Source organism: Maribellus sediminis (genome assembly GCF_011799805.1).
GTDB classification, from domain to species: domain Bacteria; phylum Bacteroidota; class Bacteroidia; order Bacteroidales; family Prolixibacteraceae; genus Draconibacterium; species Draconibacterium sediminis_A.
The window spans coordinates 63,712-88,946 of the sequence record NZ_WXUB01000008.1 but is presented as its reverse complement, the minus strand read 5'-3'; the positions used below and the strand labels follow the sequence as shown (position 1 = coordinate 88,946).

Sequence of the window (25,235 nt, the reverse complement as noted above, 5' to 3'; positions counted from 1 at the left end):
TATTTCGCTTTTGTTCTATCAGTTTTTTCGATACTAATTCGATGAATCCACTGATTATAAACAACAAAGGATCCTGCTTGTCAACTGACATACAGGATCCTTCTTGGTCTATATTTTATGTTTTAGTATCTGTTAATACAGGCCTTCAATACTCAGGTAACGCTCGCCATGATCGTAACTAAAAGTAAGAATTCGCGATCCTTTTGGTAATTCCTTAATTTTTTTAGCCACCGCCGCCAATGAGGCTCCCGATGAAATACCAACAAACAAGCCTTCTTCTTTAGCTGCTTTTTGCGCATATTCAAAAGCTTCATCTTTTCCTATTTCGATGGTTCCGTCGAGTAACCCTGTATTCAGGTTATCAGGAATAAAACCTGCTCCAATCCCCTGTATCCCATGAGGTCCCGGATCTTTTCCTCCGATAACCGGGCTGGTGTCGGGTTCAACTGCAAATACTTTCAGGTTCGGGAATTTTTCTTTCAACACTTCAGCTACACCCGTTATATGTCCTCCGGTTCCCACGCCGGTGATCAGGTAATCAAATCCTTCCGGGAAATCCTTTAGAATTTCCTGAGCCGTAAATTTTCGGTGGGCTTCTACATTCGACGGATTGGCAAACTGAAGCGGAATCCAAGAGTTAGGAATTTCTGCTGCCAGTTCTTCAGCTTTGGCAATCGATCCCTTCATCCCTTTTTCTTTGGGTGTTAATTCCAACTCGGCTCCCAGCGCCAGTAAAACTTTTCTACGTTCCAGCGACATCGACTCGGGCATGGTCAATATTAAGCGGTAACCTTTCACCGCAGCAACCAGTGCCAGACCAATACCGGTATTCCCTGATGTGGGCTCAATAATTACCGATCCTTCTTTGATAATTCCTTTTGCTTCTGCATCTTCAATCATTTGCAAGGCAATTCGGTCTTTGATACTTCCGCCCGGATTTGTCTTTTCAACTTTTACCCATACTTCATAATCTCCAGGAAATAGTCTGCTTAATCGTACATGTGGCGTGTTGCCAATAGTCTCGAGAATGCTGTTTGCTTTCATTTTTGTAGTAATTAAAAAGGTTATTTTCTTATAATAATTGTTTGTCTCTCGTTGCTATTTAAATAAAAAGGCCTTCCCCATATTCAGGAAAGGCCTCGTATAATTCTGTATCAAGTTCAATTTAAACTACGACAACACCTTTCCTTTATTTAGGAAACAACAACACATCATCATATTGTTACTGGTGTTCATCATAGCTGCAATATATGTAATTTTTACTTATTCTAAATAACAAAACAACAGTAATGCTGAAATGTTTTCAGAAAATTCATTTTGAACAATACTTTATTAATTCTTATAGCGCAACCACTTAACCAATTCCTTTAGGTTTACCTTTTTGCCATACATGAGCAAACCAACCCGATAAATCTTCGCAGCCGCATAAATGGCCCCGACAGTAGTCAGCACCAACATAAACATAGAAAGCAATAATTCCCAGGCAGGCAGGCCGTAAGGAATCCTTGCCATCATGGCTACCGGCGAAGTAAAAGGAATAATCGAAGTCCAGAATGCCAGTTGTCCTTCCGGATTTTTGGCAATCGGAAACAGCAGCATAATTGAAAGTATCAGTGGAAAAGTAACCGGAAAAACCATTTGCTGCGAATCTTCATCGTTGTCAACAGCTGCACCTACAGCACCGAGCAAGGCACTGTACAACAGATAACCTGCAAGAAAATAAAACACAAAGGAGAACAAAATCAGGGGCAGGTTCAGGTTCGAAATCATTCCCATAACTTCGGTGAACTGGTTGCTGTCAACTGCCTGTGCTGCTGCAGGATTCATTCCACCCTGGGCTTCCATTAAACTCTGTCCCATTTGCTGAGCCGATTCGGGGGCAAAAAGACTGGAAACCACTACCAGGCCAATTCCTCCCAGAGTTACCCAAATGGCCACCTGAGTTAAGCCCACTAACGCCGTTCCGATTACCTTTCCGGCCATCAGCTGACTCGGTTTAACCGACGAAATGATCACTTCGATAATGCGGTTTTTCTTCTCTTCCATTACACTGCGCATCACCATGGCACCGTACATAAACACAAAGAAATAAATGATGAGCCCCATGGCATAACTGGCGATAAAAGCGACAATGGAAGAGCTTTCTGTTGTTTCTCCCGATTCGGATAACTTCAGCGTACTTAACCTAACCGAAGTGCGTGTTTGTGCCAGTTTTTCGTCAAGGTCAGGAATTCCCGATTCATCAATGATTTTCTGGCGTTTATCGTTTTCGATAAAGCGGCTGAGTTTGCGCTCCATCTGCTCGGCCAGTTCTATAGGCAGCTGTTTTTCTGAGATCAGCTGTGCCTGGTTATTGCTGTAAATATCGCGTGGAATATAAAGCAGTCCGTAATAGCCACTTCCCTTCAGGTTGGTCTTCAATTCCGTGTATTTATCTTCAGGAATAAAATAATATTTCGTAGCTCCCGTATCGTCGAACTGCCCAAGAAAGAGAGTCGATTCATCGTAAACGGCAATTTTTCGCTCTTCTGTATCGTCCTTTATCGAGAAATAAATCACCAGTCCGTAAACTCCCGCAACCAGAAAGGGCAACAGAATTGTTAGAATGATGAAAGATTTCTTTTTGACCCGCTTGAGGTACTCTTGTTTTAAAATCAGAAATGTATTGTTCATGATCGTTTTTTTCAGGATGAATTGATTTAGCTTCTATTTGCTTCTTCCACAGCTTTAATGAACACATCGTTCATACTCGGAATGAGCTCTTCAAAAGCACGGATCTCTGCAACAGGCATTAAGGCCTTTATCAGATCGTTGTTTGAGTTACCATTCAGGTACTGCACTTTCAGCGTGTTACCTTTTTCGCTTTCAGCGTGTTCAATAATTTTATACTGGCTGCCTAAAACCCGATCTACTTCTGCATAATTTCCGGAATAACTAATGTCGAAAATGTTCGATTTGTATTTCTCACGGATAGCATCAGTCGGGCCATCCTCAATTTTTACTGATTTGTTGATCAGCGCAATGTTATCGCACAATTCTTCTACCGAGCCCATGTTGTGGGTAGAAAATATGATGGTGGCCCCGTCCTCGCGCAACTTTAGTATTTCGCTTTTCAGGAGGTTCGCGTTTATTGGATCGAAGCCGCTAAACGGTTCGTCGAAGATCAGCAGTTTTGGCCGGTGTACCACGGTAGTAACAAACTGCACTTTTTGCTGCATTCCTTTCGATAGTTCTTCTACTTTTTTGTTCCACCAGGTCATAATGTCGAATTTCTCGAACCAAAGTTTCAGGTTACGAACAGCATCGCCACGCGACATGCCTTTCAACTGTGCCAGGTAAATGGCTTGCTCGCCAATCTTCATCTTTTTGTACAAACCCCGTTCTTCGGGCAGGTAACCGATTTTTGAAATATCGGCCCGGGTCATTTGTTTCCCGGCCAAAAAAATCTCGCCGGTATCGGGGGCGGTTATCTGGTTGATGATGCGGATCAGCGTAGTTTTGCCTGCACCGTTTGGTCCCAGCAAGCCAAAAATGCTTTGTTCCTTTACCGAAATGCTCACATCGGTTAATGCCTGTGTGGAGGCAAAAACCTTATTCACATTGCGCGCTTCGAATAATTCCATATTGTTGTTTATTGAAATAGTATGAATAAGACCGTGCAAATTACGGTTTTGGTTTCTTTAAATAAAGAAAGACGGAAAAAAACAAAGACCGAAAGAAAATTCGGTGAATGGAGAAATTTGCAGGATGAACGGGAATGTGTTTCAAGATACGAGCTTTAAGGCTATGCTGATCGCCAATAAACTCAACGAAAATTGAAGCAGAGGTAAATAAAAAGCACGCTCCAATTCAGAGCGTGCTTTCCTTCGTTTACTTTTTAACTCATAGTTTAAGCCTATTTTGAATCGTCCTTTTCAGGTTTTTCTTCTTCCACTTTATCAAAAGTTGCTTGTTCTTCCACTTCCGGAACTTCATCCTTATTCTGTCCTTTCAGGTAGTTAGGCAGTTCCATTCCGGCTGATTTAAACACATCGTCCAAAGGCGGGATAGCACCAAACATGCCCTGCATGAAATTGGCTGTTGAAGTTTTTCCATCTTTCCCTGAGCCTGTTTCCCAAACCGTAACTTTGTCGATCTTAATGTTTTTGATGGCCTCCACCTGCGTTTTCACCAACTCGGGTAACTTGTCGGTGATCATCATCATCACGGCACTTTGTGCATCGCCACCGGCAGCTTGAACCAGTTTATCGAAACCTTCAGCCTGTTTACTGAGAATCTCGTACATACCTTTACCTTCGGCGGCCATTTTCATATAAATTGCATCAGCCTCTCCTTTCGCAATCCTGCGTTTTTGTTCAGCAACTGCTTCTGCATCAATTTCAACTTTTTGTTTATCAATTTCGGCCGGAACAACAATATTAGCGGTCTGCGTTGCTTTATCTCTATCGGCCCTGACTTGTTCTGCAAGTTTCTGAGCAGCATATGCTTCTTCAAGAGCGCGGGCTTCGGTTACCTTTTCGGCAGCCACTGCACGACGGTTGGCCTCAGCTTCTTTTTCCCGACGATCGGCATCGGAATTGGCAATAGTTACCTTGGCAACGTTTTCTCCTTCTACAGCCGTTGCATCGGCACTTGCAACCTGAACACGTTGTTCGCGATGCGCCATAGCCTGACCAATTTCACCATCACGGTTTTTCTCGGCCACGCTTTTCTTGGCATCGTTAATGGCTTTGGCAGCAGCTTCTTTACCCAACGCTTCAATATAACCCGATTCATCGTTAATGTCCGTAACGTTTACGTTAATCAGTTTTAACCCGATTTTCTTCAATTCAGCCTCAACATTCGATGAAACGGCAGCCAGGAAAAGATCGCGGTTACTGTTGATCTCTTCAATTTCCATAGTGGCCACCACCAAACGCAACTGACCGAATATAATGTCTTTTGCCAGGTTACTGATCGATTCCTGGGAAAGCCCCAAAAGTCGTTCAGCTGCATTATTCATCACATTGGGCTCGGTAGAAATACCAACCGTGAAACGGGATGGCACATCAACTCGAATGTTTTGTTTACTCAGTGCATTGGTGAGGTTGATTTCAATGGAAATAGGTGTTAAATCAAGAAAGGCATACGAATGAATGACCGGCCAGATAAATGCGGCACCCCCGTGAATACACTTGGAAGAACGCGATTCGCGGTCGGCTCCCCGGCCAATTTTACCATACACTACCAGAATGCGGTCGGAGGGGCATCGTTTGTACCGCCTCATCATTGCCACTACGATTATAAAAAGAAAAATAGCGGCTACACTAATCAGAATTACAAAAAAGTCTACCATTGATTTTTAGTTTTAATATGTGTTTCTAATTTCCTTGTTTTTTCACCAGTAAAATACTGTCGTCGATCACATCCACAACCTGAACAATCGAGGAAGTAGGGATATCTTCCAAATCATCGGTAATGGCATCGAGCGTACGAACCGACCCCTGCACACTGATCTGGACTTTTCCCATTCCGCCTCGTTTAGCAGAAATTTTAAGGTACACTTCGCCCAGTTTCCCAATGGCATTGCTCATTTTCAGCGTCCCGTTTTCGGCTAGCCTCGACATCAGGTAAAACAAGGTAGCCATTAGTGACATCATCAATAAACCACATAAGAAGGCCAGTAAGATTACCAGCCCGGGTGTCATTCCTGCACGGATAAAACCAACTCCCGACCATCCAAAAACAGCAAAAAAAGCCACGATATTTTTCAGCGATATAAACTGGAAAGGAATGGAATCGCCATCCGATATATCAGCATCCACGTCAGTATCAACATCAGTATCTGTGTCTCCACCAAAAATGGCGAGCACCATTAGCAATACAAGGATTAAAGTTGTTGGAATGGCCATGTACCAGAATATCCGTTCAAACAATCCTATTGTCGACCAATCAGGGAGTATAGAAATAATTGTCATGGGAAAAAGGTTACTTGTTTCAGGCTAAATTAACTTAACAAAAAATATTTCCAAAACTGAGGTGCCGGGAAAGAATGAAAAATGTTGCAAAACACCAATTTACCTGAATGAATCAGGAATAACATTTAATAATTCATGCAGAACACGAAGAAAAAATTATGATAAAATTGAAAGTATGCTTCATTCACAATAATCAAACATCAGAAATAGGAAATACAAGCTATATTTTATAATATTGAAAACCATCGATATCCACTAACCTAAAAATTCAAATGTATGAAAAGGAATATACTTCTGTCATTCGTGCTGATCTTCTCACTGTCTTTCATCTCCTGCAACAACTCCAAAAGCAATGCAGACGAAAAGAAAGAAGCCTATTTACTGGTTTACTTCAAGGATAACACCCACAGCCTTCATTTTGCATTGAGTACCGACGGGTATACCTTCACCGATGTGAACGAGGGGAATCCGGTGGTTGGCGGTGATACGATCGCCACTCAGAAAGGTATTCGCGATCCACACATTTCGAGAGGACCGGATGGTGCATTTTACTTGTGTATGACCGATCTCCATCTTTTTGCAAAGCAGCTTGGTTATCGAACAACCGACTGGGAAAGGCCATCGGAAGAATACGACTGGGGAAATAACCGTGGTTTTGTACTAATGAAATCGTATGACCTGATTCGCTGGACGCACAACAATTTTCTTTTTGATGAAGCCTTCGATGAATTAAAGAATATCGGTTGCGCCTGGGCTCCGGAAAGCATTTATGATCCGATAGAAAAAAAGATGATGATCTATTTTACAATGCGCATCGGACACGGACTTACTAAATTGTATTATGCCTACACCGATGATGATTATACCAAACTAACCACTTTCCCGGAACGACTTTTTGACCACCCTGATTCTACAATACAGATACTGGATGCCGATATTACAAAACTACCGGATGGACGCTACTGTTTGATGTATGCATCGCAGGAAAATCCGGTCGGTATCAAAATGGCTTTTTCCGATTTCATCAACAAAGGATATGTGTACTCTCCGGAATGGATCGATAAGGAACCAGGATCGTGCGAGGCTCCAACTGTTTGGAAACGGAACGACAGCGACACCTGGGTGCTGATGTATGACATTTTCAGTATCAGACCACACAATTTTGGTTTTGTTGAAACCACCGACTTTGTGAATTTTAGCAACCTCGGTCATTTTAATGAAGGAGTAATGAAGACCACCAACTTCACCTCGCCCAAACATGGTTCGGTTATTTCGCTCACAAAGGATGAAGCTCAGAAATTAGCTGAACATTGGGGAATGGAACTAACATTTTAAGACATGAAATGAGCATGAGAATGGAATTCACAACAAACAACATAATTATCCGTCAATTGACGGACATGCGAATTCTCACAATAGTTACCAGGATTGCCCTAAAATTTAGACAAATGAAAAAGCTTATAACTCTTCTGTATCTGGTGTTGAGTTTTGTGTTTGTATCGGCACAGCGTTGGAAACCTGAAGTAAAAGAAAACATACCACTCGACTCGATCCGGCTGAGCGACCCCTGCATCCTTGCCGATCAACTGTCGCAAACTTATTACATGACAGGAACCGGTGGATTGCTTTGGAAAAGCAAAGACCTGAAATTTTGGACAGGTCCTTTTATTGTTACTAAAACTGATCCGGATTCATGGATGGGACCGCGCCCGATGATCTGGGCAGCTGAGTTGCATCAATATAAAGGGAAGTATTACTATTTCGCAACATTCACCAACAGAAATATGGTTATCGATACGGTGAAGGGAAACGAAATAAACCGAAGAGCCAGCCATGTTTTGGTCAGCGATCAGCCTGACGGCCCCTATGTTCCGATGCAAGACTCTGTATATTTACCTCCCGAAAAACCCACGCTCGACGGCACATTCTGGGTCGACGAGGATGGGAAGCCTTACATGGTCTATTGTTACGAGTGGTTGCAAAACTGGAATGGCACCATCGAGAAGATTGAATTAAAACCTGATTTATCGGGAAGCATTGTTGAAGGGAAAGTACTATTCCGCGCCAGCGATTCTCCGTGGAGCCGCGAAAAGGATGAAAATGGTAACATCAGACCCAATAAGGTAACTGATGGCCCCTGGTTATTCAAAACGCAGACAGGCAAACTGGGTATGATATGGACAAGCTGGGTATTTGGTGACTACACTCAAGGTGTTGCCTATTCTGAAAGCGGAACACTGGACGGTCCATGGATTCAGCAGGAAGAACCAATAACTCCGCCCAACTTCGGACACGGAATGCTTTTCCGGACTTTTGAAGGGAAAGATCTGATGTCGGTTCACAGTCATAAAAACGTAAACGGTCGTTATATCAGGGTTCCGCATTTGTTCGAAGTTGATTTATCGGGAGATAAATTAGTTGTTCTCGGACCCTGGCAACCCTAAAAATAAAAAGCACATCCCGGCTTACCGGAACGTGCTGAATCCTTATAAATGTGTATGATATAAAGAAACTTTCTAAAAGTGGTGATGGATACTTTCCTCGAGGTAAGGGTGATTTTTAGGAACCAAACTCGCTTTAGCCAGCGTAGTTCCGACAACCCACGAGAATAATCCTGCAAAACCAAGGAAAGTACCAATTTCGAGTAAACCGAATTTAGCCTCATGCACTGTTGACGGCCAGATAATATAATACAACTCGGTGTACTGTCCGATTATTAACAGGAGGATGACCGGGAACATGTACCGTTTCCCGCGTGATGTTTTGCGTGGCATCAGTGCCAGAAAAGGAATTCCCCAATTCAGTATGATGTTGGCAAAAAATAATACTTTGTAAGCTCCGTGCCAGCGGTGCACAAACCACGATGTTTCTTCGGGAATGTTCCCGTACCAGATAAGCATGAATTCGGCAAAATTAAAGTAGCCCCAAACAATGCTCGCCATAAAAATGTAGCGGGTAAAGTCGTGCAGGTGGCTTCGGTTCATCTGTTTAAAATATCCGTTTCGAGAAAGCAGGATCACGATCAGGGCAATAATGGAATTGGCGTGCATAAACCCGGCAATGAAGCTTTTCCCGGCAAACAATGTGCTAAACCAGTGCGGATCGAGCGACATCAGCATATCAACCGAGAACAGACTGAACGAAAATGCAATGATGAAAATAAATATCTTGGAATATAACTCTGACTTCTCGAAATAGACCATTCCGCCAACTTCGTCTTCCTGTAACGATAGTTTCCGAAGCAGTTTCGACATGATAATCCACACGGCAAAAAAGATGACCACACGGATGAAAAAGAATGGAATGTTGAGGTAGGGCGATTTGTGTTGCAACAAATGATCGTGTTGCACCACGTCTTCGTGTGTCCATTCAAAAATGGAGTGCATCCCGAAGAACATGATAAGAAAAAGCACTGCCGCTATTGGGAAATAGGCTGCCATGGCTTCGGGCACACGTTTGAACATAGCTGACCAACCCGATTGTGTGATGTACTGAATGGCGCCAAAAAAGGCAGCACCTACCGCCAGCGACACAAAGTAATAGTTGTTGAGCAAGTAATTGGCCCAGGTTCGTTCGGCATCGAAAATAAATCCGAGTGCAAAAGAAACTACGCCAATGCCCATCAAGGCATAAGTGATCAGTTTAAATCTATTTGAAACTACAAATCTCTCTTCCATAGCAGGTAGTTTGAAACTATTTCTGTAATTCTTCTTTTATGTACATCGCAATTCTCCAGCGGTCGTCGGGATTGATCATCGAACCATGGGCTCCCATAACACCATGTCCTACCGTGATCACATGGTAAATATCCGCTTCAGGATTCGCCATCATTTTCTCACTCAGCAAACTGGCCGGCGGATACGGATATTTTTTACTGGTGAATAAACTTCCCTGTCCGTCACCCTTTTCGCCATGGCACTGCATGCAGTAAATTCCATACATGCGTTCCCCACGATCGAGGTTTAGAGTGGTCATTTCAACATCATTAATCAGTGTTTTTGCTGCCAGTGCCCTGTCCTCGTCAGTTTTTTCGTAAGGATATGGTACCATGCCACGCGGGATAGTTCCGGCAACAGGTGGCTGCATGGTTTTTCCGTCGCCGAAATTTGGATTGGGTGTGTAGCTTTCGTAGGCCGGCGAGTTTACCATATCGTCGAAATACTGCCAGCCGGTACTGCGGCGATTGTAATCGCACGATGAAATCAAGGCAAAAGTTAAAAGCAAAAACGCAAAAGTCAAAACTTGCTTTATGCTTTTTCTTCCTTTCATATTATCGTTTTTTTTCTCAATACTCATATCTCTTAATCTCATGTCTTTTATTCAATTTCGCCATGTTCTTTAATAATGGATTGAATGTCTTTTTCATTTTTCTCAATGCTTTCCTTGCTGATTACCATTACAAACTTATCGTCGGTGGCACGATGGTGATAGATCTCGGCTTTCTTACCCGGAAATATTTTAGCGCGTGCCGAAAAAGTAAACAGCGTCAAAAGTGTAATTGACAAGATGGTAGCTACAATCGTAACCACGATAAACGAAGGGAAGGAATTAAACGGTTTTCCACCATAACGAAGTGGCCAGTCGATCACTGCAGCATAAGTCAGGAATCCAAGAATCCCAATTGCTGCAAACAAACCATAAAAAAAAGCTGCATGTGTAATTCTTGTCTTCTTGCCCATGCCGATTAGAATTTCATGCACTGGGTAAGGCGAGTAAACCTCAACCGGAAGAATTCCTTTGGCTTTTATCTTTTCAAAAGCATCAACCAGCGTTGCCTCATCGTCAAAAACTCCAAGGATATAATTTTTACTCATGGCTAGCAGGTTTTAATTGTCCGTTATTAGGCTTATCAAATTTGGCCACACTTTTCAATTCCGAAATTGCGATCATCGGGATGAAGCGGAAGAACAACAGAACTCCTGCCAGGAACATCCCCAGTGTACCCACAAAAAATCCTACTTCAACCCAGGTTGGCGAATAGTTGGCCCAGCTGGCGGGCAGAAAATCGCGGCTTGTTGAAGTAATCACAATATTGAAACGTTCGAACCACATTCCGATATTGATGATGATGGAAATTACAAACACCATCCACATTCTACGACGAACTGCTTTGAACCAAAACAATTGCGGTATCACAGCATTGGATACAAACATCGCCCAGAATTCAAAGGCATAGTCGCCAAATAAGCGGTTTTGGAAGAACATGTACATTTCGTAGTCGGAACCCGAATACCACGCCATAAAAATTTCGGTGGTATAGGCAGTTCCCATAATCAGCGAAATAAATATCAGTACCCGACACACCGCATCAACGTGTGAATCGGTAATAAAATCATTCATTTTGTAAAGGCCGCGCATTGTAATTACCAGCGTTAAAACCATGGCAAATCCCGAGAAGATCGCCCCAATCACAAAGTAAGGTGGGAAGATAGTGGTGTGCCATCCCGGAACTACAGATACTGCAAAGTCGGTCGAAACAATCGAGTGCACCGAAACTACCAGTACGGCAGCAATTCCACCAAGTACAAAACTCAAGGCTTCAAAGCGTAACCATTCTTTACTTGAACCGGTCCAGCCAAACGAGAAGAAACCGTAAACGGCTTTTTTGATCTTCGATTTGGCGGTGTCGCGGATGGTTGCAAAATCGGGCACCATACCAAAATACCAGAAACTGGCCGAAATAAGCAGGTATGCCGAAATGGCCACAAAGTCCCAGAAAAGTGGTGAGTTAAAGTTCACCCAAAGCGGGCCGCGCGTATTCGGATAAGGGAAAATAAAGAAAAACAACCAGGGGCGCCCCATGTGCAACAAGGGGAACAAACTCGCACAGAATACAGCAACAACTGTCATGGCTTCTGCTGCGCGGTTAATGGCTGTTCTCCATTTCTGTCGCAAGATTAACAGGAAGATGGAAAATGCAGTGCCGGCGTGTCCGATACCAATCCACCACACAAAGTTGATAATGGCCCAGCCCCAGGCACTTGAATTATTCACACCCCATGTTCCGATACCGGTAGAAACCGTAATGTATTTGGCGTACAAACCAAATCCAAACATTCCCAGACTAACCAGGAAAGCAAAGTACCACCAGATGGGTGTTTTGTCAATAGGAGCCAGAATCTCGCGCGATATCTGCCCAAACGACTTATCGCCCTGAATCAGCCTTCCCCTTACCTTTGAATTGTACATAGGTTGTTATGCTTTTTTGTTTCTTACTTTAGTTAAATATCCTACCGATGGCAAGGTATGCAGCTCTTCCAGCAGGTGGTAGTTTCGTTCGTTTTTGAAATGTTTCGAGATCTTGCTGTTCGGATCATTCAGATCGCCAAACACCAGTGCATTGGCCGGACACGATTGAACACATGCCGGTTGAATCTCTCCATCTTCCAACATTCGTCCGGCTACTTTTGCCTCAGCTTTTTTCTCCTGAATACGTTGCACACAGAACGAACATTTCTCTACTACCCCGCGCGAGCGAACCGTTACATCAGGATTCAGTACCATGCGCCCCAGATCGCTGTTCGATGCATAATCGAATTCATCGTTGCCCACATATTTGAACCAGTTAAAACGCCGCACTTTATACGGGCAGTTGTTCACACAATATTTTGTTCCCACACAACGGTTGTATGCCATCTGGTTGAGGCCCTCATCGCTGTGAGGAGTTGCCGAAACCGGACAAACATTCTCGCACGGAGCATTGTCGCAATGCTGACACATTACCGGCTGGTGAAATACTTTTGGATTCTCAGGTTCGTTCGAGAAATAGCGGTCGACACGGATCCAGTGCATGATCCTGCGGTTGCGCACCTGCTCTTTTCCAATCACCTGAACATTATTTTCCGCCTGGCACGAAATGGCACAGTTTCCACATCCAACGCACGACGACAAATCGACAGCCATTCCCCAATGGTGTCCTTTGAATTCCTGTTCGGGATAAAGTGTAACAGCATGTTCTTCGTGTTCTTCCTGCAATTCGTTGCCCGATGTCGGATCGAGTTGCCACTCGTTAAAATTGGTTTCACGCACAATCGGACGCCCTTCCATGGAATGGTGCGTTTGCGAAAGTGCCAGTTCGAATGTTTTTTCGGTGGTCTCAACTTTTGCGCCTGAGAACCAGAATTGTTTGGCTCCGTCTTTTACCTGAACATGCGCATACATATTTTTTCCGACGTTGTCGCCAACTTTACCCGCCACTTCGCGTCCGTAACCCAATGCAACCGAAATAGTTCCGGCAGCCTGTCCGGGCTGAACAAACACCGGCAATTCCATTCCGTTAAGTGTGATCACCGACTCATTCTGCACGCCGTTTTCTTCGGCCCATTTAACCGGAACAGCTGCAAAATTATCCCAGCTGATCTTCGCGATCGGGTCGGGCAATTCCTGTAACCAGGGATTATTTCCCGAAGCTCCGTCTTTCAGCGCCACACTCTGATAAAGTGCTACTTCCCATCCGTCGGTTGAAGCTTCTGAAATTTGTACCGCTTTTTCTAATCCATTTTCTGTATAACTAAGCGCTTCACCCGATTTTACTTCAGGCTCAAAAACTCCTTTTTGCAGTACATCGTTCCAGAATAAGCGCGGATCGGCATATTTTGTCTGGAGTTGGTAGAACTCATCACTCCAGTTCTTTTTCAGGTATTCGTAATAATTCGGAGCTTCAACTCCGGCCCATTTCATCAAGGTTTCCTGTCCCTGACGGCTGTCGAATAATTTTGAAATGGTGGGCTGTGCCAAACTGTAAACGCCTGATTTTGGCTCGGCATCGTTCCAGGCTTCCAAATAATGCGGTTCGGGAAGCACCCAGTGACAAGCTGCTGTTGTTTCATCTTTCCGGTCGGAAAAAGAAACCGAAAGTTCAGCCGCTTCGATCAGGGTTTTTAATTCACTGCCTTTGGGGTGGTTGTACACCGGATTGGCACCCCAGCACAACACCGCAGCAACTTTTTTATCTTTTAATTCAGCTAAAAACTGCTCAAAATTCTCATCATTTCCGGCGTGGGTATTAAGCGCACTTTCGGTTAGTATTGTTTTGCCGTAATTGCCCAATAAATTATTGATAGCATTTACTAAAACCTGCGTGTCGGCATCGTTACTTCCAGAAACAACCAGCGAACTTCCTTCGTTGTCCAAAAGATCTTCAGCCAAACCGGTAATGTCAACCGGACTTGCCGGAGCAGCAATTGTAATAAAGTCCTTGGCCTGCATCAACTGGTAATACAAAGCAGTAAGAATCGTTTTTTCTTCCGAAGGTTTTATCGGGAAACGTACATCAGCATTCGAGCCGGTAAGCGACATGCCGGTTTCAAACTGGTAGTGGCGGTTCATTTCATCGCCTTTGTCCATCAGTTTACGACCGGCTGAATACGCTTTGGTGTATTCCACTGACGACAACCAGGTTCCCAGAAAATCGGCTCCAAAACTTACAATCACTTTGGCCTTGTCAAAGCGATAATCAGGAACAAATGCTTTACCGAAACTCAGCTCACTGGCCTTTAAAATTCCTTTTGCCGAAACCGCATCGTACTGCAGCCACTCAACATTTGGGTAGAACTGCTGAAATTCCTGAATAACCTTTTTGGTAGTTGGGGAAATAATAGTAGATGTAAGTAAAACTACCTTTTTATTGTCTTTTTTAAGTTGATCGAGTTTAACCTGAATGTATTCGTCGGCTTCCGCCCACGATGTTTCGTCGCCCCTTTTTAGCGGTGTTTTAAACCGGGCATCGTCATACAAATCGAGAACAGATGCCTGAACACGTGCTGAAGTTCCGCGCTGCGATACCGATGACAGGTCATTTCCTTCAATTTTTATCGGCCGGCCATCGCGTACTTTTACCAAAATACTGCAATACTCATTCCCTTGAAAATAGGAAGAAGCATAGTAGTTTGCCATTCCCGGAGTTACCTCTTCCGGCTTAACCAAAAAAGGAATAGCTTTATTTACCGGACGCTTACAACTGGCTACCACTGCAGCAGTAGCCACACTAAATCCAAGCACTTTTAAAAAGTCTCTTCTCGAGGAACCCGATGCCTTTTTTGCAACGGCGCGTTTGGCGTCGATTTCCAGTTTTACCTCGTTCTTTTTAAACTCAACCGGATTATTTAACTCTTCTAAACTTCTCCAATATTGTGTCATAGTGTATTAGCTGTTAGCTGCTGGCTTCAAACCACTAGCTCTTTCTTCTTTTGGTAATAATTAGTATTCAACATTTTATCCTTTGTCAGTAATTTCACTGAACGCTAAACTTTGAACTCTAAACTAATAATGGCAACGCATACAGTCGTTCGCACCGATATCTGCCGCGGTAACGGAATCGATAGCTCCTGATTTCAGGTCTTCGTGCATTTTAACAAAGTGTTCGTAATAGCCATTGTTGCCAAAATCGACTTTTGTATCGCGGTGGCAATTCACACAGAAACCCATCGAAAGGTCGCTGTACTGTTCCATAATGTCCATTTCCTCAACCGGTCCGTGACATTGTTTACAGTCCAGCTTTCCGGAACCAACATGCACCGCGTGACTAAAAAATACATGATCGGGTAAATTATGAATCCGTGTCCATTCAATCGGTTTTCCGGTTTCGTTTGCTTCCACCACTTTAGCAATTTCGAACTTACCGCTGTTGGTACCTTCACGAATAATTATATGGCAATTCATACACAGGTTGGTGGCGGGTATTCCGGCAGATTTTCCCTGTTCAACGGTAGTATGACAATACATACAGTCAATACCATTCTCCCCCACATGAACTTTGTGCGAAAATTTCACGGGTTGATCGGGAGCATAATTCTCCTGGCGTCCCAGCTTTATTGCGTCGGTAATAATCATTTTTACCTGCCAGCCAAATGCTCCAAGAAAAATGATCATTGGTATAATTTTCAGTTTAATCTTGTGTAAAAAGATAAGATCGGCCAGCGCCCAGGTTAACAGAACTCCCAGGAACAGAAATAAAATTAAATTGAAATGCGTAGGTTTTGCAGGCGGAACACCACTGTGTGCCAGGTTATCGAGATAAGCTTTAACCGTTTTCAGATCTTCTTCGGGAAGCGTAAAATTAACGTGCGAAGCTTCCATTTTCACACCAACCGGATTCATTACCACTGCCTTAAAACTTTCAAAATCCTTATCGGCATATTTCAGTGCAATATCCATGGCTGAAGGATTCCAGTTTAGCGTATCCGTGAGTTGAAGGTTGTGGCACGAAACACAGGAAGAATAATCGCGTTTAAAGGGCAACAATCCTTTAAAAAATCGTTCTCCTCGCTTAACTTCTTCATTCGAATGACCATCGGTTACGACAGACTCGGCAAATAGATTAGTTGTAAGAATTAAAAATGATAAAAAAGTGAATACGAAAACATGTACTTGTTTCAGACGCAATTTCACATAGAAGTTCCTGCTCATTCTGTTAAGTTTAGCAATAAAAAAAAGGCCCGTTTTGGTAAATCATCTATATTAACAATAGAGTAGCTCGAATGTTCCTTATAAATTTAAAAAAAATCAAAAGAATCTGAAAACCTGACTTTTGCGACAAACAAAAAGTTCCTTTAGTCTCTTTTTGATCATAACTCCGGCCTTTACCAGCAAGGTATTTACAACCGTTTACCCTCTTTTTCCAGGTTCCTCGTCATTTTCTGAACCAGTTTCATATTAACAAAAAACTCTTTGGCGATCACCCTTAAAATAGTATACACAGGAATGGCCAGAATCATACCTAAAATTCCGGCAAAAGTACCTGCTGCCAGGATGACCAGGAAGATCTCCAGTGGATGGGCTTTTACACTGCTGGAATAAATTAATGGTTGAAACAATACATTGTCGGCCACCTGAACCAAGGCAAACACAAGCGTCATCCACCCCATCAAAGGCAGGGTAACCGACATAAAATCGGCGTGAATATGCAAAGCAGCTCCGATCAACAGACCCAATGCAGCACCCATCCATGGCCCCAAATATGGAATAACATTAAAAGTTCCGCAGAATAAGCCGATAACCACCGCATGTTGAAATTCGATCCCAACGATCGTAAGGCCAATGGTATCGAGCAACATCACCATGAATACTTCGAAAAGCAAGCCGATAAAGTAGCGGCGAAGCAAAAAAGAAATGGAATCGAGAATGTGAGCCACTTTTTCTTCCATATTACGCGGCACCAGCAAAATGATGAAATCGCGAAACATGTCCTGTTCTTTCAGGAAGAAAAAAGTTATAAACGAAACCGAAAAAAAACCAATCAGTAATTCACCAATGGTGCCGGCAATAAATCCAAACCAGTTCGACACTTTTGAGAAATCGATTTGTGCTCCTAGTCCCTCTGAAACAATATCGAGGAAATTTTTATCAGCCAGATCGGGTGCATTGTTGCTAAAAAAACCAATAACTTTTAACACCGGTTCTTCAATAGAATCGAGTACAATCGTAAAATCAATCTGCGACAAGGTCTCCAGTTCGCTGACCAGCAGCGGAACCATGAACCTGAAAAAAGAAATGAAAACTACCCACAAAACTATCAGTGTTGCAAATGCAGCCAAACCAACAGGGATTTTAAGCTTTTTATAACGGAGTTTTGTTAGCCAGCGAACAACCGGCCGCCCAATAAATGACAAAACAACTGAAATAAGAATATAGGCCACAATATTGCTGAAGTACCACACAAGAAAAACGACGAACAAAAATCCGATGATCAATAAAACATTGCGGGTCCAGCCTTTGAGTTGAATCATAAGTATAGCCGATTTTAAACAAATATAACTTATAAATCAGCTATCTCAAAGCGGCAGTAAAACGAGTTTAAAGCCGGAATATCAAAATTCCGCCTTTTCCCATTTCACCAAAATACGGATAGGTTTTTTGATCATTAGGTTTAACAATCCATCGAAAGTTTTCCAGCACCAGAAATTGAAAAAACGCAGTACGGAATGCATTCTCAGGTGAATCGGAAGTTTATTGGCAAACGTGTGATACGTGCACGATTTCAGGTCATCTCCTTTATACAGGGAGGTCAGGATATTTTCATCGAATGAATGAATGTGCGCATGCAGCGGAGTGAGTTTATTACAATGTATACACAAGGAATAACTAAGCTTTTCTTTATACGGTGTGGTGATGATCAGTTTCCCGCCCGGCTTGAGCACCTTGATGAGATTAGCAACAAACTTCACCGGATCAACCACATGTTCGATGATCTCGGAAGCAATAATATAATCAAAAACACCTTCATTAAACGGTAGTGAAAAAACATCGGCTACCACCGCTGCATGATTCGGATAAGGGTATCGCTCTAATGCTCCCGTTGTATTTTCAAGCGAAATATCCATCGATACCACCTCAAAATTTAGGGGACACAATTTCTTCGCCACCCAGGCGCGGCCACAACCAACATCCAGAACCCTACCCGATTTTTTTTCGATGTGCGAAAATATCGTCTGATGAACCCGCTTGTCAAGGTGTGCTGTTCCGGCATCGCGCTCTCTGAAATAATCACTTTCCACACCATCCTTCTGATAATGATCGACGTAATTGAATACCGATCCCTGTTCTTTATGAATAGCTGTTTCTGCGGATTTTTCATAGTCCGTTTCCGAAATAAAAACCGGAACTCCTTTCTTTACCGGGTAACTCTGCTCACAATTTTCGCACGTCAACTCAGTAATTTCATCATTAGCTTTCAATAAAGCTTCTCCGCAATTCTGACAGTGGACTATTTCTGAAAGTGCCGTAAGATTCATTTAATTCTCTTCTGATTTTTTCTTCAATAAACTATAATAAATGCCAACAATGTAAGTAACGAATAAATACTCCATATCGATATCGGGATATACTGCCGTGGCGAAATTTTTAACGCCATTTTGTTGTAAACGATCCAGATAATTTTCTGAACTCCGAAGGCGATTAAGGTTGCAAATGCCACTCCTTCAATTCCCCAATATCCAATAAAAATTACACTTAGTGCAATATTCACAACCAGTTCGGCAAGTGATGCATGCATCACAACCTTTGTCTTTTTTAATCCTATTAACATCGTATGCGGAAAAACCAGCCGGCTGATGATCAGCAGTAAATAAATATTAAAAATGACCGCACTTTCAGTAAAATCGGGATTGAAAACGCGTGGATACAACCATTTACTAAATACAATAAAAAAGATCGTAACAGGGAAAAGCAAGTGCATTAAGCGGGCCGATTTGTCTTTTAGCAACTGCAATGAATCAGCCAGTTTTTCTTTCGAGGTAAATTCAGGGATCAGTGCCGTACTCAAAGCATTGGCCATTAATAACACCAGCGGAAATTCCTTTGCTCCGTAGCGGAATATGGCAAAAGTGGCAGAGTCGAATTTATTGAGCACCAGGAATCCGTCGACATATTGGGCCGACGCTCCCAGCAGGCTGCTTACAATAAGCGGCAAGGCAAGCACCATGTGTTCTTTCAAAAATGCTTTTGAAATTGAAAATTGTGCATATTTCTTTAAAATGGTCAGCAACCACACATATCGGATAATGGAAATGGCGACCAGCCCGACGATACTGTATTTCATTTCGAGCCCGAGAATTGCGGGACCGGCCACGAAAACCAATTGCACTGCAAAAGTGAATAAGCCGTATTTGATGATCCACCCTACTTTATTCTTAAGCAAATACACGTACTCTACCAAAAAAGCCGGACTGCTGAACAGAATATACAAAAGCAGGTAATAGAAATAAGGAAGGTCGGAATACAAAAAATGAAAAGCGCCTAAAACCAATACTACTCCAACACTCAAAGAACTGATTAGCAGAAAAACGTTAAAAAACTCCGGCGATTTATCACGCTTATTTTGAAAGCTATTGTTGCTTTTAAACAAAGGTAAAAACGACTGAATGATCCCGTTGATCCAAAAGGAACAGGCCAGCGCGGCAACAAAAAGAAAGTATTCGTAATTACCAATGGCTTCGGTGCTTAAACTACTTTTTGTAAATACAATGCTGATTAGCAGCAGCGTACCAAACCTCAGCAACTGAAAAAACTGAAGACCGGAAATATTGGTTATGTTTATTTTTGAAAGCAATGTCTTGTTAAGCTTGCACAAAAATAAACTTTTGACGGGATAATTGCATTTATTTTAATTTTGTACAAACTCTAGTAAATGGATTTTATTCTCGACAATAACGAAAGCGAACAAAAGTACCAGGCATTGCTAAAAGCCATTAAATTGAGGAAAAGTGGCGAAGTGGCCGACAGCATGAACCAAAAGGGCTTTAACTACAAACTCAACTGGGGCGTTTCGATCCTCGATTTGCGCGATCTGGCCAAACAATACACTCCCGATCATTTGCTGGCGCTGAAACTATGGAACAAGCAGTGGCGCGAAACCATGATCCTGGCCACTTTGCTCGATGATCCGAAAGAAGTTACCGAGGAGCAAATGGATTTCTGGACAAAATCGTTTGAAAACACAGAGATTGCCGAGCAGGCTTCCACCAACCTTTGGGTAAAAAGCAAGTTTGCCTTTGTAAAAGCGCTGGAATGGTGCCGCGGCAAAAAACACATCGTCCATTTTACCGGGATTCATTTACTGGGGCGCCTGGCCATAACCGATAAAAGTGCCATCGACGAAATGTTTGAACCGTTTTTTGAAGAACTGCCAACACTGGCTAAAGATAAAAAACTGTTTACGCCACTTTACCGAACCATCATCGCCTTAGGAACCCGTTCGAAACTATTGAACGAACAATGCTGCGAACTCTCCAAAATATTTCAGCTTAGTGAATCTGAAAATGCCATTCAGCTTGGCGAGCAATTGTATGAAGAACTCACCAGCGAATATGTTCAGGAAATGCTGGAAGACTGATCCGTTAAACTTTTTTAACTGTAAAGCTGTCAGGAAAAACTTTCATGGCAGGGAGTTTGTTTACTTACGCATTCGGTTATCGTTAAGGTACGATCGACAAAATTGAAATTAAAATACATAGAATATGAATATCACAAAATCTTCGAATCCGGTTTTTAAAGAGCGGGTATTTGCAAAAGATTACACCACCGCCTCGGATGTAATGACAGTAAATGGCACCATGAACAAAACTGCATTATTGCTTTTGCTGGTTGTTGCCGGTGCTGTATTTACCTGGAATAAATTTTTCGAGGTGGCAGCCAGTAATCCTGAAGCCGCAGCTTCGGCAGTTGCACCATGGTTACTGGTTGGCGGAATTGGCGGTTTTATCACCGTTTTAGTTACTGTGTTCAGGCCACAAAGCTCCGGAATTTCGGCGCCCATTTATGCCATTTTCGAAGGGCTCTTGCTGGGCGGAATCTCAGCTATGCTTGAAATGCAATACGCAGGAATTGTTATGCGTGCAGTAGCATTGACACTGGCCGTATTTGCAGCCATGTTGTTCCTCTATCGTTCCGGGATCATTAAAGTCACGAACAAGTTAATGATGGGTATTTTTGCAGCAACTGCAGGAATTGCACTCGTTTATTTTGTCAGTTTTATTGCCGGGATGTTTGGTGCCAACCTAGGCTTTCTTTACGGGAATTCGAACTTCAGCATTGGATTCAGCCTGGTTGTTGTAGCCATTGCAGCTTTAAACCTGGTACTTGATTTTGCCTTTATCGAGCGGGCTTCCGATTCTGGTGCGCCAAAATACATGGAGTGGTACGGCGCTTTCGGATTGATGGTAACCCTGGTTTGGCTGTACCTCGAAATCCTGCGTTTACTATCCAAATTAGCGAGCCGCGATTAAATCAGTTTCAAAATACCGCAGCTGAGAGAATGGCATCACAAAATTTAAAACACAATAGGATGCCATCCTTTTTTACAAAAATCTTTAAATTTGAGGAAAACTGGTAATGCAGATACGGTATTCTGAAAAGGCGGTTAAACAATTGAAAAAGATCAATCGGTCGGATAAAAACTCTGCAAAATTAATCATCGGAAAAATTGAAGATTATGCAAACAATCCTTCCGGAAATTTTGATGTAAAAGTACTAAAGGGACGTTTAGCTGACTTCAAAAGACTGAGAATTGGAAATTACCGGGTAATTTTTGATGAACAGTTCAACATTCTGAACATTTACGAAGTAAAACACCGAAAGGAGGCATACAAATGATTAAAACACAGATCATAAAAGAAGGAGAAAAACCCATTGCTGTTATTATCGATGTAAACGAATACAAGCGTCTGAAAGAAATAGAGGAAGATTACAATGACTATTTTTCGGCCTTGGAAACAAAATCTAAAAACAAAACCTGGAAATCGCATTCTGACTTAAAAAGTGAATTAGGGATTGAATAACTGTTTCAGGTTAATTATAAGTAGGTTAAATCACAATACCGGGCAATCTGTAAATAAATATTGAATATAAAACGGTCTGGATTCATTTCGAAAGAGGTGGATCCTTTTTATTTCCTTTCAAAAATGTTATTTTCGATCATACAGAAATCAAGTAACAGTATCGTAAATGGAAGTAATCGAGGTTACCAACAGTGAACTGGTAAATGCGTTTCATCGTGTTCCCGAATCGATTTACAAAAACGACCCCAACCATATTCCTCCGTTAAAACGAATGATTGAAAACACTTTCGATCCGGCTAAAAATGCGCGATTCAAAAGAGGAGACGCCCGACGCTGGATTTTAAAATCTGAAGGAAATTACATTGGAAGGATTGCTGCTTTTTACGATCAGAATTATGCTTCTGGCTACGATCAGCCCACAGGTTGCTGTGGCTATTTCGAATGCATAAACAACCAGGAGGCTGCCAATATTTTATTTGGTACGGCTAAAAACTGGTTGCAGCAACACGGGATGGAAGCCATGGACGGTCCTGTTAATTTCGACGAAAATTTCTTTTTCTGGGGCTTGCTGAACGAAGGTTTCCAGCCACAAACGTTTGGCATGAATTACAATCCGGCGTACTATTTTTACTTATTCGAAAACTACGGATTTAAGACCTATTACGAACAATACAGTTACTCGCTCGACATTACCGATCCCGATCTGCCAGAACGTTTCTGGAAGATTGCCGATTGGGTGGCTAAAAAACCTGGCTATAGTTTTGAGCATTTTACGTATAAGGATCAGAAAAAGTACATCGACGATTTTATAGAGATTCACCAAAAAGCCTGGGGCAATCACGGAAATTACAAACCACTTGATTTTGATGTATTAAAAGCCACGTTGAACAATGCCAAAATCCTAATCGACGAAGAATTTATCTGGTATGTTTACCACGACGGCAAACCTATTGCATTTTTTATGCAGATTCTTGATCTGAATCAGATCCTGCAAAAAATAAAAAGTGGCGACCTCACTCTCTGGAACATCGTTAAGCTGCTGTATTACAAAAGCAGAAAAGTGATAACACGCTGCAGGGTGATCGTTTTGGGAGTAATCCCCGCTTACCAGGGAAAGGGAATTGAATCGGGGATTTTTCATCACCTGAAAAAAGTAATGCTAAAAAAATCGTGGTATAACGACATGGAAATGAGCTGGGTCGGCGATTTCAATCCAAAAATGAACGCACTTTTCAAATCATTTGGAGCTGAAAAGAAACTTACCCACCACACGCTCCGTTACTTATTCGACCGCGAAAAAGAATTTAAAAAAGCACCAATAATTCACTAATAAATACTTCATTTGCGTTTTTAGTGTAATTAGGAAGAACAGATTTTTATGCAGTTAATTGAGGTTAAAGACAAGAACACACAGAAACTTTTTCATAAAGTTCCGCACCTGATTTATAAAGATGATAAAAACTGGGCGGCACCACTGCAGGGAATGGTTGAAGGCATTTTTGATCCGAAAAAAAATAAAACTTTCCGCAACGGAAAAGCCATTCGCTGGGTACTGCTTGACGAAAACGGAGAATTACTGGGCAGAATTGCGGCTTTCATTAATTTCAACCTGGCAAAAACGTATGAACAGCCTACCGGTGGATGTGGCTTTTTTGAATGCATTAACAACCAGGATGCTGCGAACATGCTTTTTAATGCTGCCGCTGAGTGGAACAAACAAAACGGCATGGAAGCCATGGACGGCCCCATCAATTTCGGAGAGAATTATGTGAATTGGGGACTGCTTGTAAAAGGATTTATGCCGCAGGGATATGGTATGCCCTACAATCCAGAATACTACGAACAGCTCTTCCGGAATTTCGGTTTCGAAATTTATTTTGAGCAGTATTCTTACCACCTGGATTATACCAAACCTTTCCCTGAACGTTTTTGGAAAATTGCTGAGTGGGTGGCCAAAAAGCCGCAATACAATTTTAAACATTTCGATTATAGCCAGACCGAAGAATTTGTGAAGGATTTTTGCACGGTGTACGATGCGGCCTGGTCGTTTCACGAGCACTACAAACCACTCGACCCCGATGATATTTACGATTTCATCAACGAATCGAAAGCCATTCTCGATCCGAAAATGATCTGGTTTGCCTATCACGAAGATCGTCCGATTGCCTTGTTTGTTATGATTCCCGATATCAACCAGATTTTACTGAAATTAAACGGCAAACTTAACCTGTTGGGAATTTTGAAATTCCTGTACTACAAAAATACCAAGACGATCAATCGCACGCGAATCCTGATCATGGGTATCGATCCGAAATACCAGCGATCAGGCATCGAATCGGGTATTTTCTGGCAGCAGGAACAGATAATGAAACAGAAATCGCACCGCCATTACACCGAACTTGAATTTTCGTGGGCCGGCGATTTCAACCCAAAAGTGATTGCAATATATGAAGCAACCGGAGCTAAACGGGCAAAAACACATTACACCATGCGTTACTTGTTCGACCGCAGTAAAAAGGTAAAAAAAGCCCCGGTAATTAATTAGGAATAACAAACTCTGTTTTAAGCATATAAATGATGCAAAGATTTTTTGGATTATTACAAACTATATTTATCTTTGCAGCCCGAAATTAGTATAAGTAATAACTAAAAGAATGGATTGTAGCGAGAAGATATGCAACCATTCATTAAAAATATAACAAAATGAGAAAAGACATTCACCCGGAATCATACAGATTGGTGGCATTCAAAGATATGTCGAACGGACATACCTTTATCACCCGTTCAACTGTTGACACTAAAGAAACTGAAGTTGTTGACGGAGTTGAGTATCCAGTTTACAAATTGGAAATCTCGAATACTTCTCACCCGTTCTATACAGGTAAAACCAAACTGGTGGATACTGCAGGACGTGTAGATAAATTCATGAACCGTTACGGTAAGCACATGGAAAACAGGAAAAAGTAATTTTTCTTTACGATATTTTTGAAAAACACCCGTCGGC

23 protein-coding genes are annotated in these 25,235 nt (G+C 42.3%); 9 read left to right on the top strand and 14 right to left on the bottom strand.

What is annotated here, in order from left to right; all coding sequences use genetic code 11:
- Positions 1-132: 132 nt before the first annotated feature.
- From cysK to HFD85_RS21275, 5 genes are all read right to left on the bottom strand, one after another.
- Positions 133-1,044, bottom strand: a complete 912-nt coding sequence (gene cysK / locus HFD85_RS21295) for a cysteine synthase A (RefSeq protein ID WP_167614397.1) — start codon at positions 1,042-1,044, stop codon at positions 133-135.
- Positions 1,045-1,332: 288 nt separating this feature from the next.
- Positions 1,333-2,673 (bottom strand): ABC transporter permease, encoded by a 1,341-nt coding sequence (locus HFD85_RS21290; protein WP_167614394.1) that lies wholly within the window; start codon positions 2,671-2,673, stop codon positions 1,333-1,335.
- Between the two features lie 26 nt (positions 2,674-2,699).
- On the bottom strand, positions 2,700-3,623 hold the full coding sequence (locus HFD85_RS21285; RefSeq protein ID WP_167614392.1) for an ABC transporter ATP-binding protein: 924 nt from the start codon (positions 3,621-3,623) through the stop codon (positions 2,700-2,702).
- Positions 3,624-3,895: 272 nt separating this feature from the next.
- A complete protein-coding gene (locus tag HFD85_RS21280; RefSeq protein WP_167614390.1) occupies positions 3,896-5,335 on the bottom strand; it encodes a flotillin family protein in 1,440 nt (479 codons plus the stop codon).
- A 25-nt stretch (positions 5,336-5,360) separates the two neighbouring features.
- Positions 5,361-5,957 (bottom strand): hypothetical protein, encoded by a 597-nt coding sequence (locus HFD85_RS21275; RefSeq protein ID WP_167614388.1) that lies wholly within the window; start codon positions 5,955-5,957, stop codon positions 5,361-5,363.
- Between the two features lie 276 nt (positions 5,958-6,233).
- On the opposite strand from HFD85_RS21275, the gene HFD85_RS21270 reads away from it, so the two are divergent.
- Both HFD85_RS21270 and HFD85_RS21265 read left to right on the top strand, forming a co-directional pair.
- Positions 6,234-7,292 (top strand): glycoside hydrolase family 43 protein, encoded by a 1,059-nt coding sequence (locus HFD85_RS21270; protein ID WP_167614386.1) that lies wholly within the window; start codon positions 6,234-6,236, stop codon positions 7,290-7,292.
- A 113-nt stretch (positions 7,293-7,405) separates the two neighbouring features.
- Entirely contained in the window at positions 7,406-8,401 is a 996-nt protein-coding gene (locus HFD85_RS21265) for a glycoside hydrolase family 43 protein (protein ID WP_167614384.1), read from the top strand.
- A 72-nt stretch (positions 8,402-8,473) separates the two neighbouring features.
- Here the strand turns inward: HFD85_RS21265 and HFD85_RS21260 are convergent, their stop codons facing one another.
- From HFD85_RS21260 to HFD85_RS21220, 9 genes are all read right to left on the bottom strand, one after another.
- Positions 8,474-9,634, bottom strand: coding sequence for a quinol:cytochrome C oxidoreductase (locus tag HFD85_RS21260; protein ID WP_167614382.1), 1,161 nt, complete (start codon positions 9,632-9,634; stop codon positions 8,474-8,476).
- Between the two features lie 16 nt (positions 9,635-9,650).
- A complete protein-coding gene (locus HFD85_RS21255) occupies positions 9,651-10,226 on the bottom strand; it encodes a c-type cytochrome (RefSeq protein ID WP_167614380.1) in 576 nt (191 codons plus the stop codon).
- 47 nt (positions 10,227-10,273) lie between these two features.
- Complete coding sequence (locus HFD85_RS21250) at positions 10,274-10,771, bottom strand: DUF3341 domain-containing protein (RefSeq protein WP_167614378.1); 498 nt, start codon at positions 10,769-10,771, stop codon at positions 10,274-10,276.
- Positions 10,764-12,146 (bottom strand): NrfD/PsrC family molybdoenzyme membrane anchor subunit, encoded by a 1,383-nt coding sequence (nrfD, locus tag HFD85_RS21245; RefSeq protein WP_167614376.1) that lies wholly within the window; start codon positions 12,144-12,146, stop codon positions 10,764-10,766. The genes HFD85_RS21250 and nrfD overlap by 8 nt, the downstream gene beginning before the upstream one ends.
- A gap of 6 nt (positions 12,147-12,152) precedes the next feature.
- Positions 12,153-15,095: a TAT-variant-translocated molybdopterin oxidoreductase gene (locus HFD85_RS21240; protein ID WP_167614374.1), complete on the bottom strand. Its 2,943-nt coding sequence runs from the start codon at positions 15,093-15,095 to the stop codon at positions 12,153-12,155.
- A gap of 123 nt (positions 15,096-15,218) precedes the next feature.
- A complete protein-coding gene (locus HFD85_RS21235; protein ID WP_167614372.1) occupies positions 15,219-16,364 on the bottom strand; it encodes a cytochrome c3 family protein in 1,146 nt (381 codons plus the stop codon).
- A gap of 188 nt (positions 16,365-16,552) precedes the next feature.
- Complete coding sequence (locus HFD85_RS21230; RefSeq protein ID WP_167614370.1) at positions 16,553-17,683, bottom strand: AI-2E family transporter; 1,131 nt, start codon at positions 17,681-17,683, stop codon at positions 16,553-16,555.
- Between the two features lie 81 nt (positions 17,684-17,764).
- On the bottom strand, positions 17,765-18,688 hold the full coding sequence (locus HFD85_RS21225; protein ID WP_167614368.1) for a methyltransferase domain-containing protein: 924 nt from the start codon (positions 18,686-18,688) through the stop codon (positions 17,765-17,767).
- A 23-nt stretch (positions 18,689-18,711) separates the two neighbouring features.
- Positions 18,712-20,025 carry an MATE family efflux transporter gene (locus tag HFD85_RS21220; protein WP_167614366.1) on the bottom strand — a complete coding sequence of 438 codons (1,314 nt, stop codon included), beginning with the start codon at positions 20,023-20,025 and terminating at the stop codon, positions 18,712-18,714.
- Positions 20,026-20,082: 57 nt separating this feature from the next.
- Between HFD85_RS21220 and HFD85_RS21215 the strand changes: the two genes are divergently transcribed.
- From HFD85_RS21215 to HFD85_RS21185, 7 genes are all read left to right on the top strand, one after another.
- Positions 20,083-20,787: a DNA alkylation repair protein gene (locus tag HFD85_RS21215; RefSeq protein WP_167614364.1), complete on the top strand. Its 705-nt coding sequence runs from the start codon at positions 20,083-20,085 to the stop codon at positions 20,785-20,787.
- Positions 20,788-20,911: 124 nt separating this feature from the next.
- Positions 20,912-21,679, top strand: a complete 768-nt coding sequence (locus HFD85_RS21210) for a Bax inhibitor-1/YccA family protein (protein WP_167614362.1) — start codon at positions 20,912-20,914, stop codon at positions 21,677-21,679.
- A gap of 106 nt (positions 21,680-21,785) precedes the next feature.
- Positions 21,786-22,046 carry a type II toxin-antitoxin system RelE family toxin gene (locus HFD85_RS21205; RefSeq protein WP_167614360.1) on the top strand — a complete coding sequence of 87 codons (261 nt, stop codon included), beginning with the start codon at positions 21,786-21,788 and terminating at the stop codon, positions 22,044-22,046.
- The gene (locus HFD85_RS21200) at positions 22,043-22,231 is read left to right on the top strand and encodes a hypothetical protein (RefSeq protein ID WP_167614358.1); all 189 of its coding nucleotides are present in this window, start codon (positions 22,043-22,045) and stop codon (positions 22,229-22,231) included. Before HFD85_RS21205 ends, HFD85_RS21200 begins: the two co-directional genes overlap by 4 nt.
- Positions 22,232-22,397: 166 nt before the next feature.
- Positions 22,398-23,561 (top strand): GNAT family N-acetyltransferase, encoded by a 1,164-nt coding sequence (locus tag HFD85_RS21195; RefSeq protein ID WP_167614356.1) that lies wholly within the window; start codon positions 22,398-22,400, stop codon positions 23,559-23,561.
- Between the two features lie 48 nt (positions 23,562-23,609).
- The gene (locus HFD85_RS21190; RefSeq protein ID WP_167614354.1) at positions 23,610-24,776 is read left to right on the top strand and encodes a GNAT family N-acetyltransferase; all 1,167 of its coding nucleotides are present in this window, start codon (positions 23,610-23,612) and stop codon (positions 24,774-24,776) included.
- A gap of 158 nt (positions 24,777-24,934) precedes the next feature.
- Positions 24,935-25,198 carry a type B 50S ribosomal protein L31 gene (locus HFD85_RS21185; RefSeq protein ID WP_167614352.1) on the top strand — a complete coding sequence of 88 codons (264 nt, stop codon included), beginning with the start codon at positions 24,935-24,937 and terminating at the stop codon, positions 25,196-25,198.
- The last annotated feature ends 37 nt before the right edge of the window (positions 25,199-25,235 follow it).

What these genes read in the sequence shown, in the direction of transcription:
- HFD85_RS21205 (WP_167614360.1), top strand. Translation starts at nt 21,786, where the DNA reads ATGCAGATACGGTATTCTGAAAAGGCGGTTAAACAATTGAAAAAGATC.
- HFD85_RS21225 (WP_167614368.1), bottom strand. Translation starts at nt 18,688, where the DNA reads ATGAATCTTACGGCACTTTCAGAAATAGTCCACTGTCAGAATTGCGGA.
- HFD85_RS21265 (WP_167614384.1), top strand. Translation starts at nt 7,406, where the DNA reads ATGAAAAAGCTTATAACTCTTCTGTATCTGGTGTTGAGTTTTGTGTTT.
- HFD85_RS21285 (WP_167614392.1), bottom strand. Translation starts at nt 3,623, where the DNA reads ATGGAATTATTCGAAGCGCGCAATGTGAATAAGGTTTTTGCCTCCACA.
- HFD85_RS21250 (WP_167614378.1), bottom strand. Translation starts at nt 10,771, where the DNA reads ATGAGTAAAAATTATATCCTTGGAGTTTTTGACGATGAGGCAACGCTG.
- nrfD (WP_167614376.1), bottom strand. Translation starts at nt 12,146, where the DNA reads ATGTACAATTCAAAGGTAAGGGGAAGGCTGATTCAGGGCGATAAGTCG.
- HFD85_RS21210 (WP_167614362.1), top strand. Translation starts at nt 20,912, where the DNA reads ATGAATATCACAAAATCTTCGAATCCGGTTTTTAAAGAGCGGGTATTT.
- HFD85_RS21270 (WP_167614386.1), top strand. Translation starts at nt 6,234, where the DNA reads ATGAAAAGGAATATACTTCTGTCATTCGTGCTGATCTTCTCACTGTCT.
- HFD85_RS21230 (WP_167614370.1), bottom strand. Translation starts at nt 17,683, where the DNA reads ATGATTCAACTCAAAGGCTGGACCCGCAATGTTTTATTGATCATCGGA.
- HFD85_RS21240 (WP_167614374.1), bottom strand. Translation starts at nt 15,095, where the DNA reads ATGACACAATATTGGAGAAGTTTAGAAGAGTTAAATAATCCGGTTGAG.
- HFD85_RS21215 (WP_167614364.1), top strand. Translation starts at nt 20,083, where the DNA reads ATGGATTTTATTCTCGACAATAACGAAAGCGAACAAAAGTACCAGGCA.
- HFD85_RS21280 (WP_167614390.1), bottom strand. Translation starts at nt 5,335, where the DNA reads ATGGTAGACTTTTTTGTAATTCTGATTAGTGTAGCCGCTATTTTTCTT.
- HFD85_RS21255 (WP_167614380.1), bottom strand. Translation starts at nt 10,226, where the DNA reads ATGAAAGGAAGAAAAAGCATAAAGCAAGTTTTGACTTTTGCGTTTTTG.
- HFD85_RS21190 (WP_167614354.1), top strand. Translation starts at nt 23,610, where the DNA reads ATGCAGTTAATTGAGGTTAAAGACAAGAACACACAGAAACTTTTTCAT.
- HFD85_RS21290 (WP_167614394.1), bottom strand. Translation starts at nt 2,673, where the DNA reads ATGAACAATACATTTCTGATTTTAAAACAAGAGTACCTCAAGCGGGTC.
- cysK (WP_167614397.1), bottom strand. Translation starts at nt 1,044, where the DNA reads ATGAAAGCAAACAGCATTCTCGAGACTATTGGCAACACGCCACATGTA.
- HFD85_RS21235 (WP_167614372.1), bottom strand. Translation starts at nt 16,364, where the DNA reads ATGAGCAGGAACTTCTATGTGAAATTGCGTCTGAAACAAGTACATGTT.
- HFD85_RS21195 (WP_167614356.1), top strand. Translation starts at nt 22,398, where the DNA reads ATGGAAGTAATCGAGGTTACCAACAGTGAACTGGTAAATGCGTTTCAT.
- HFD85_RS21275 (WP_167614388.1), bottom strand. Translation starts at nt 5,957, where the DNA reads ATGACAATTATTTCTATACTCCCTGATTGGTCGACAATAGGATTGTTT.
- HFD85_RS21200 (WP_167614358.1), top strand. Translation starts at nt 22,043, where the DNA reads ATGATTAAAACACAGATCATAAAAGAAGGAGAAAAACCCATTGCTGTT.
- HFD85_RS21185 (WP_167614352.1), top strand. Translation starts at nt 24,935, where the DNA reads ATGAGAAAAGACATTCACCCGGAATCATACAGATTGGTGGCATTCAAA.
- HFD85_RS21260 (WP_167614382.1), bottom strand. Translation starts at nt 9,634, where the DNA reads ATGGAAGAGAGATTTGTAGTTTCAAATAGATTTAAACTGATCACTTAT.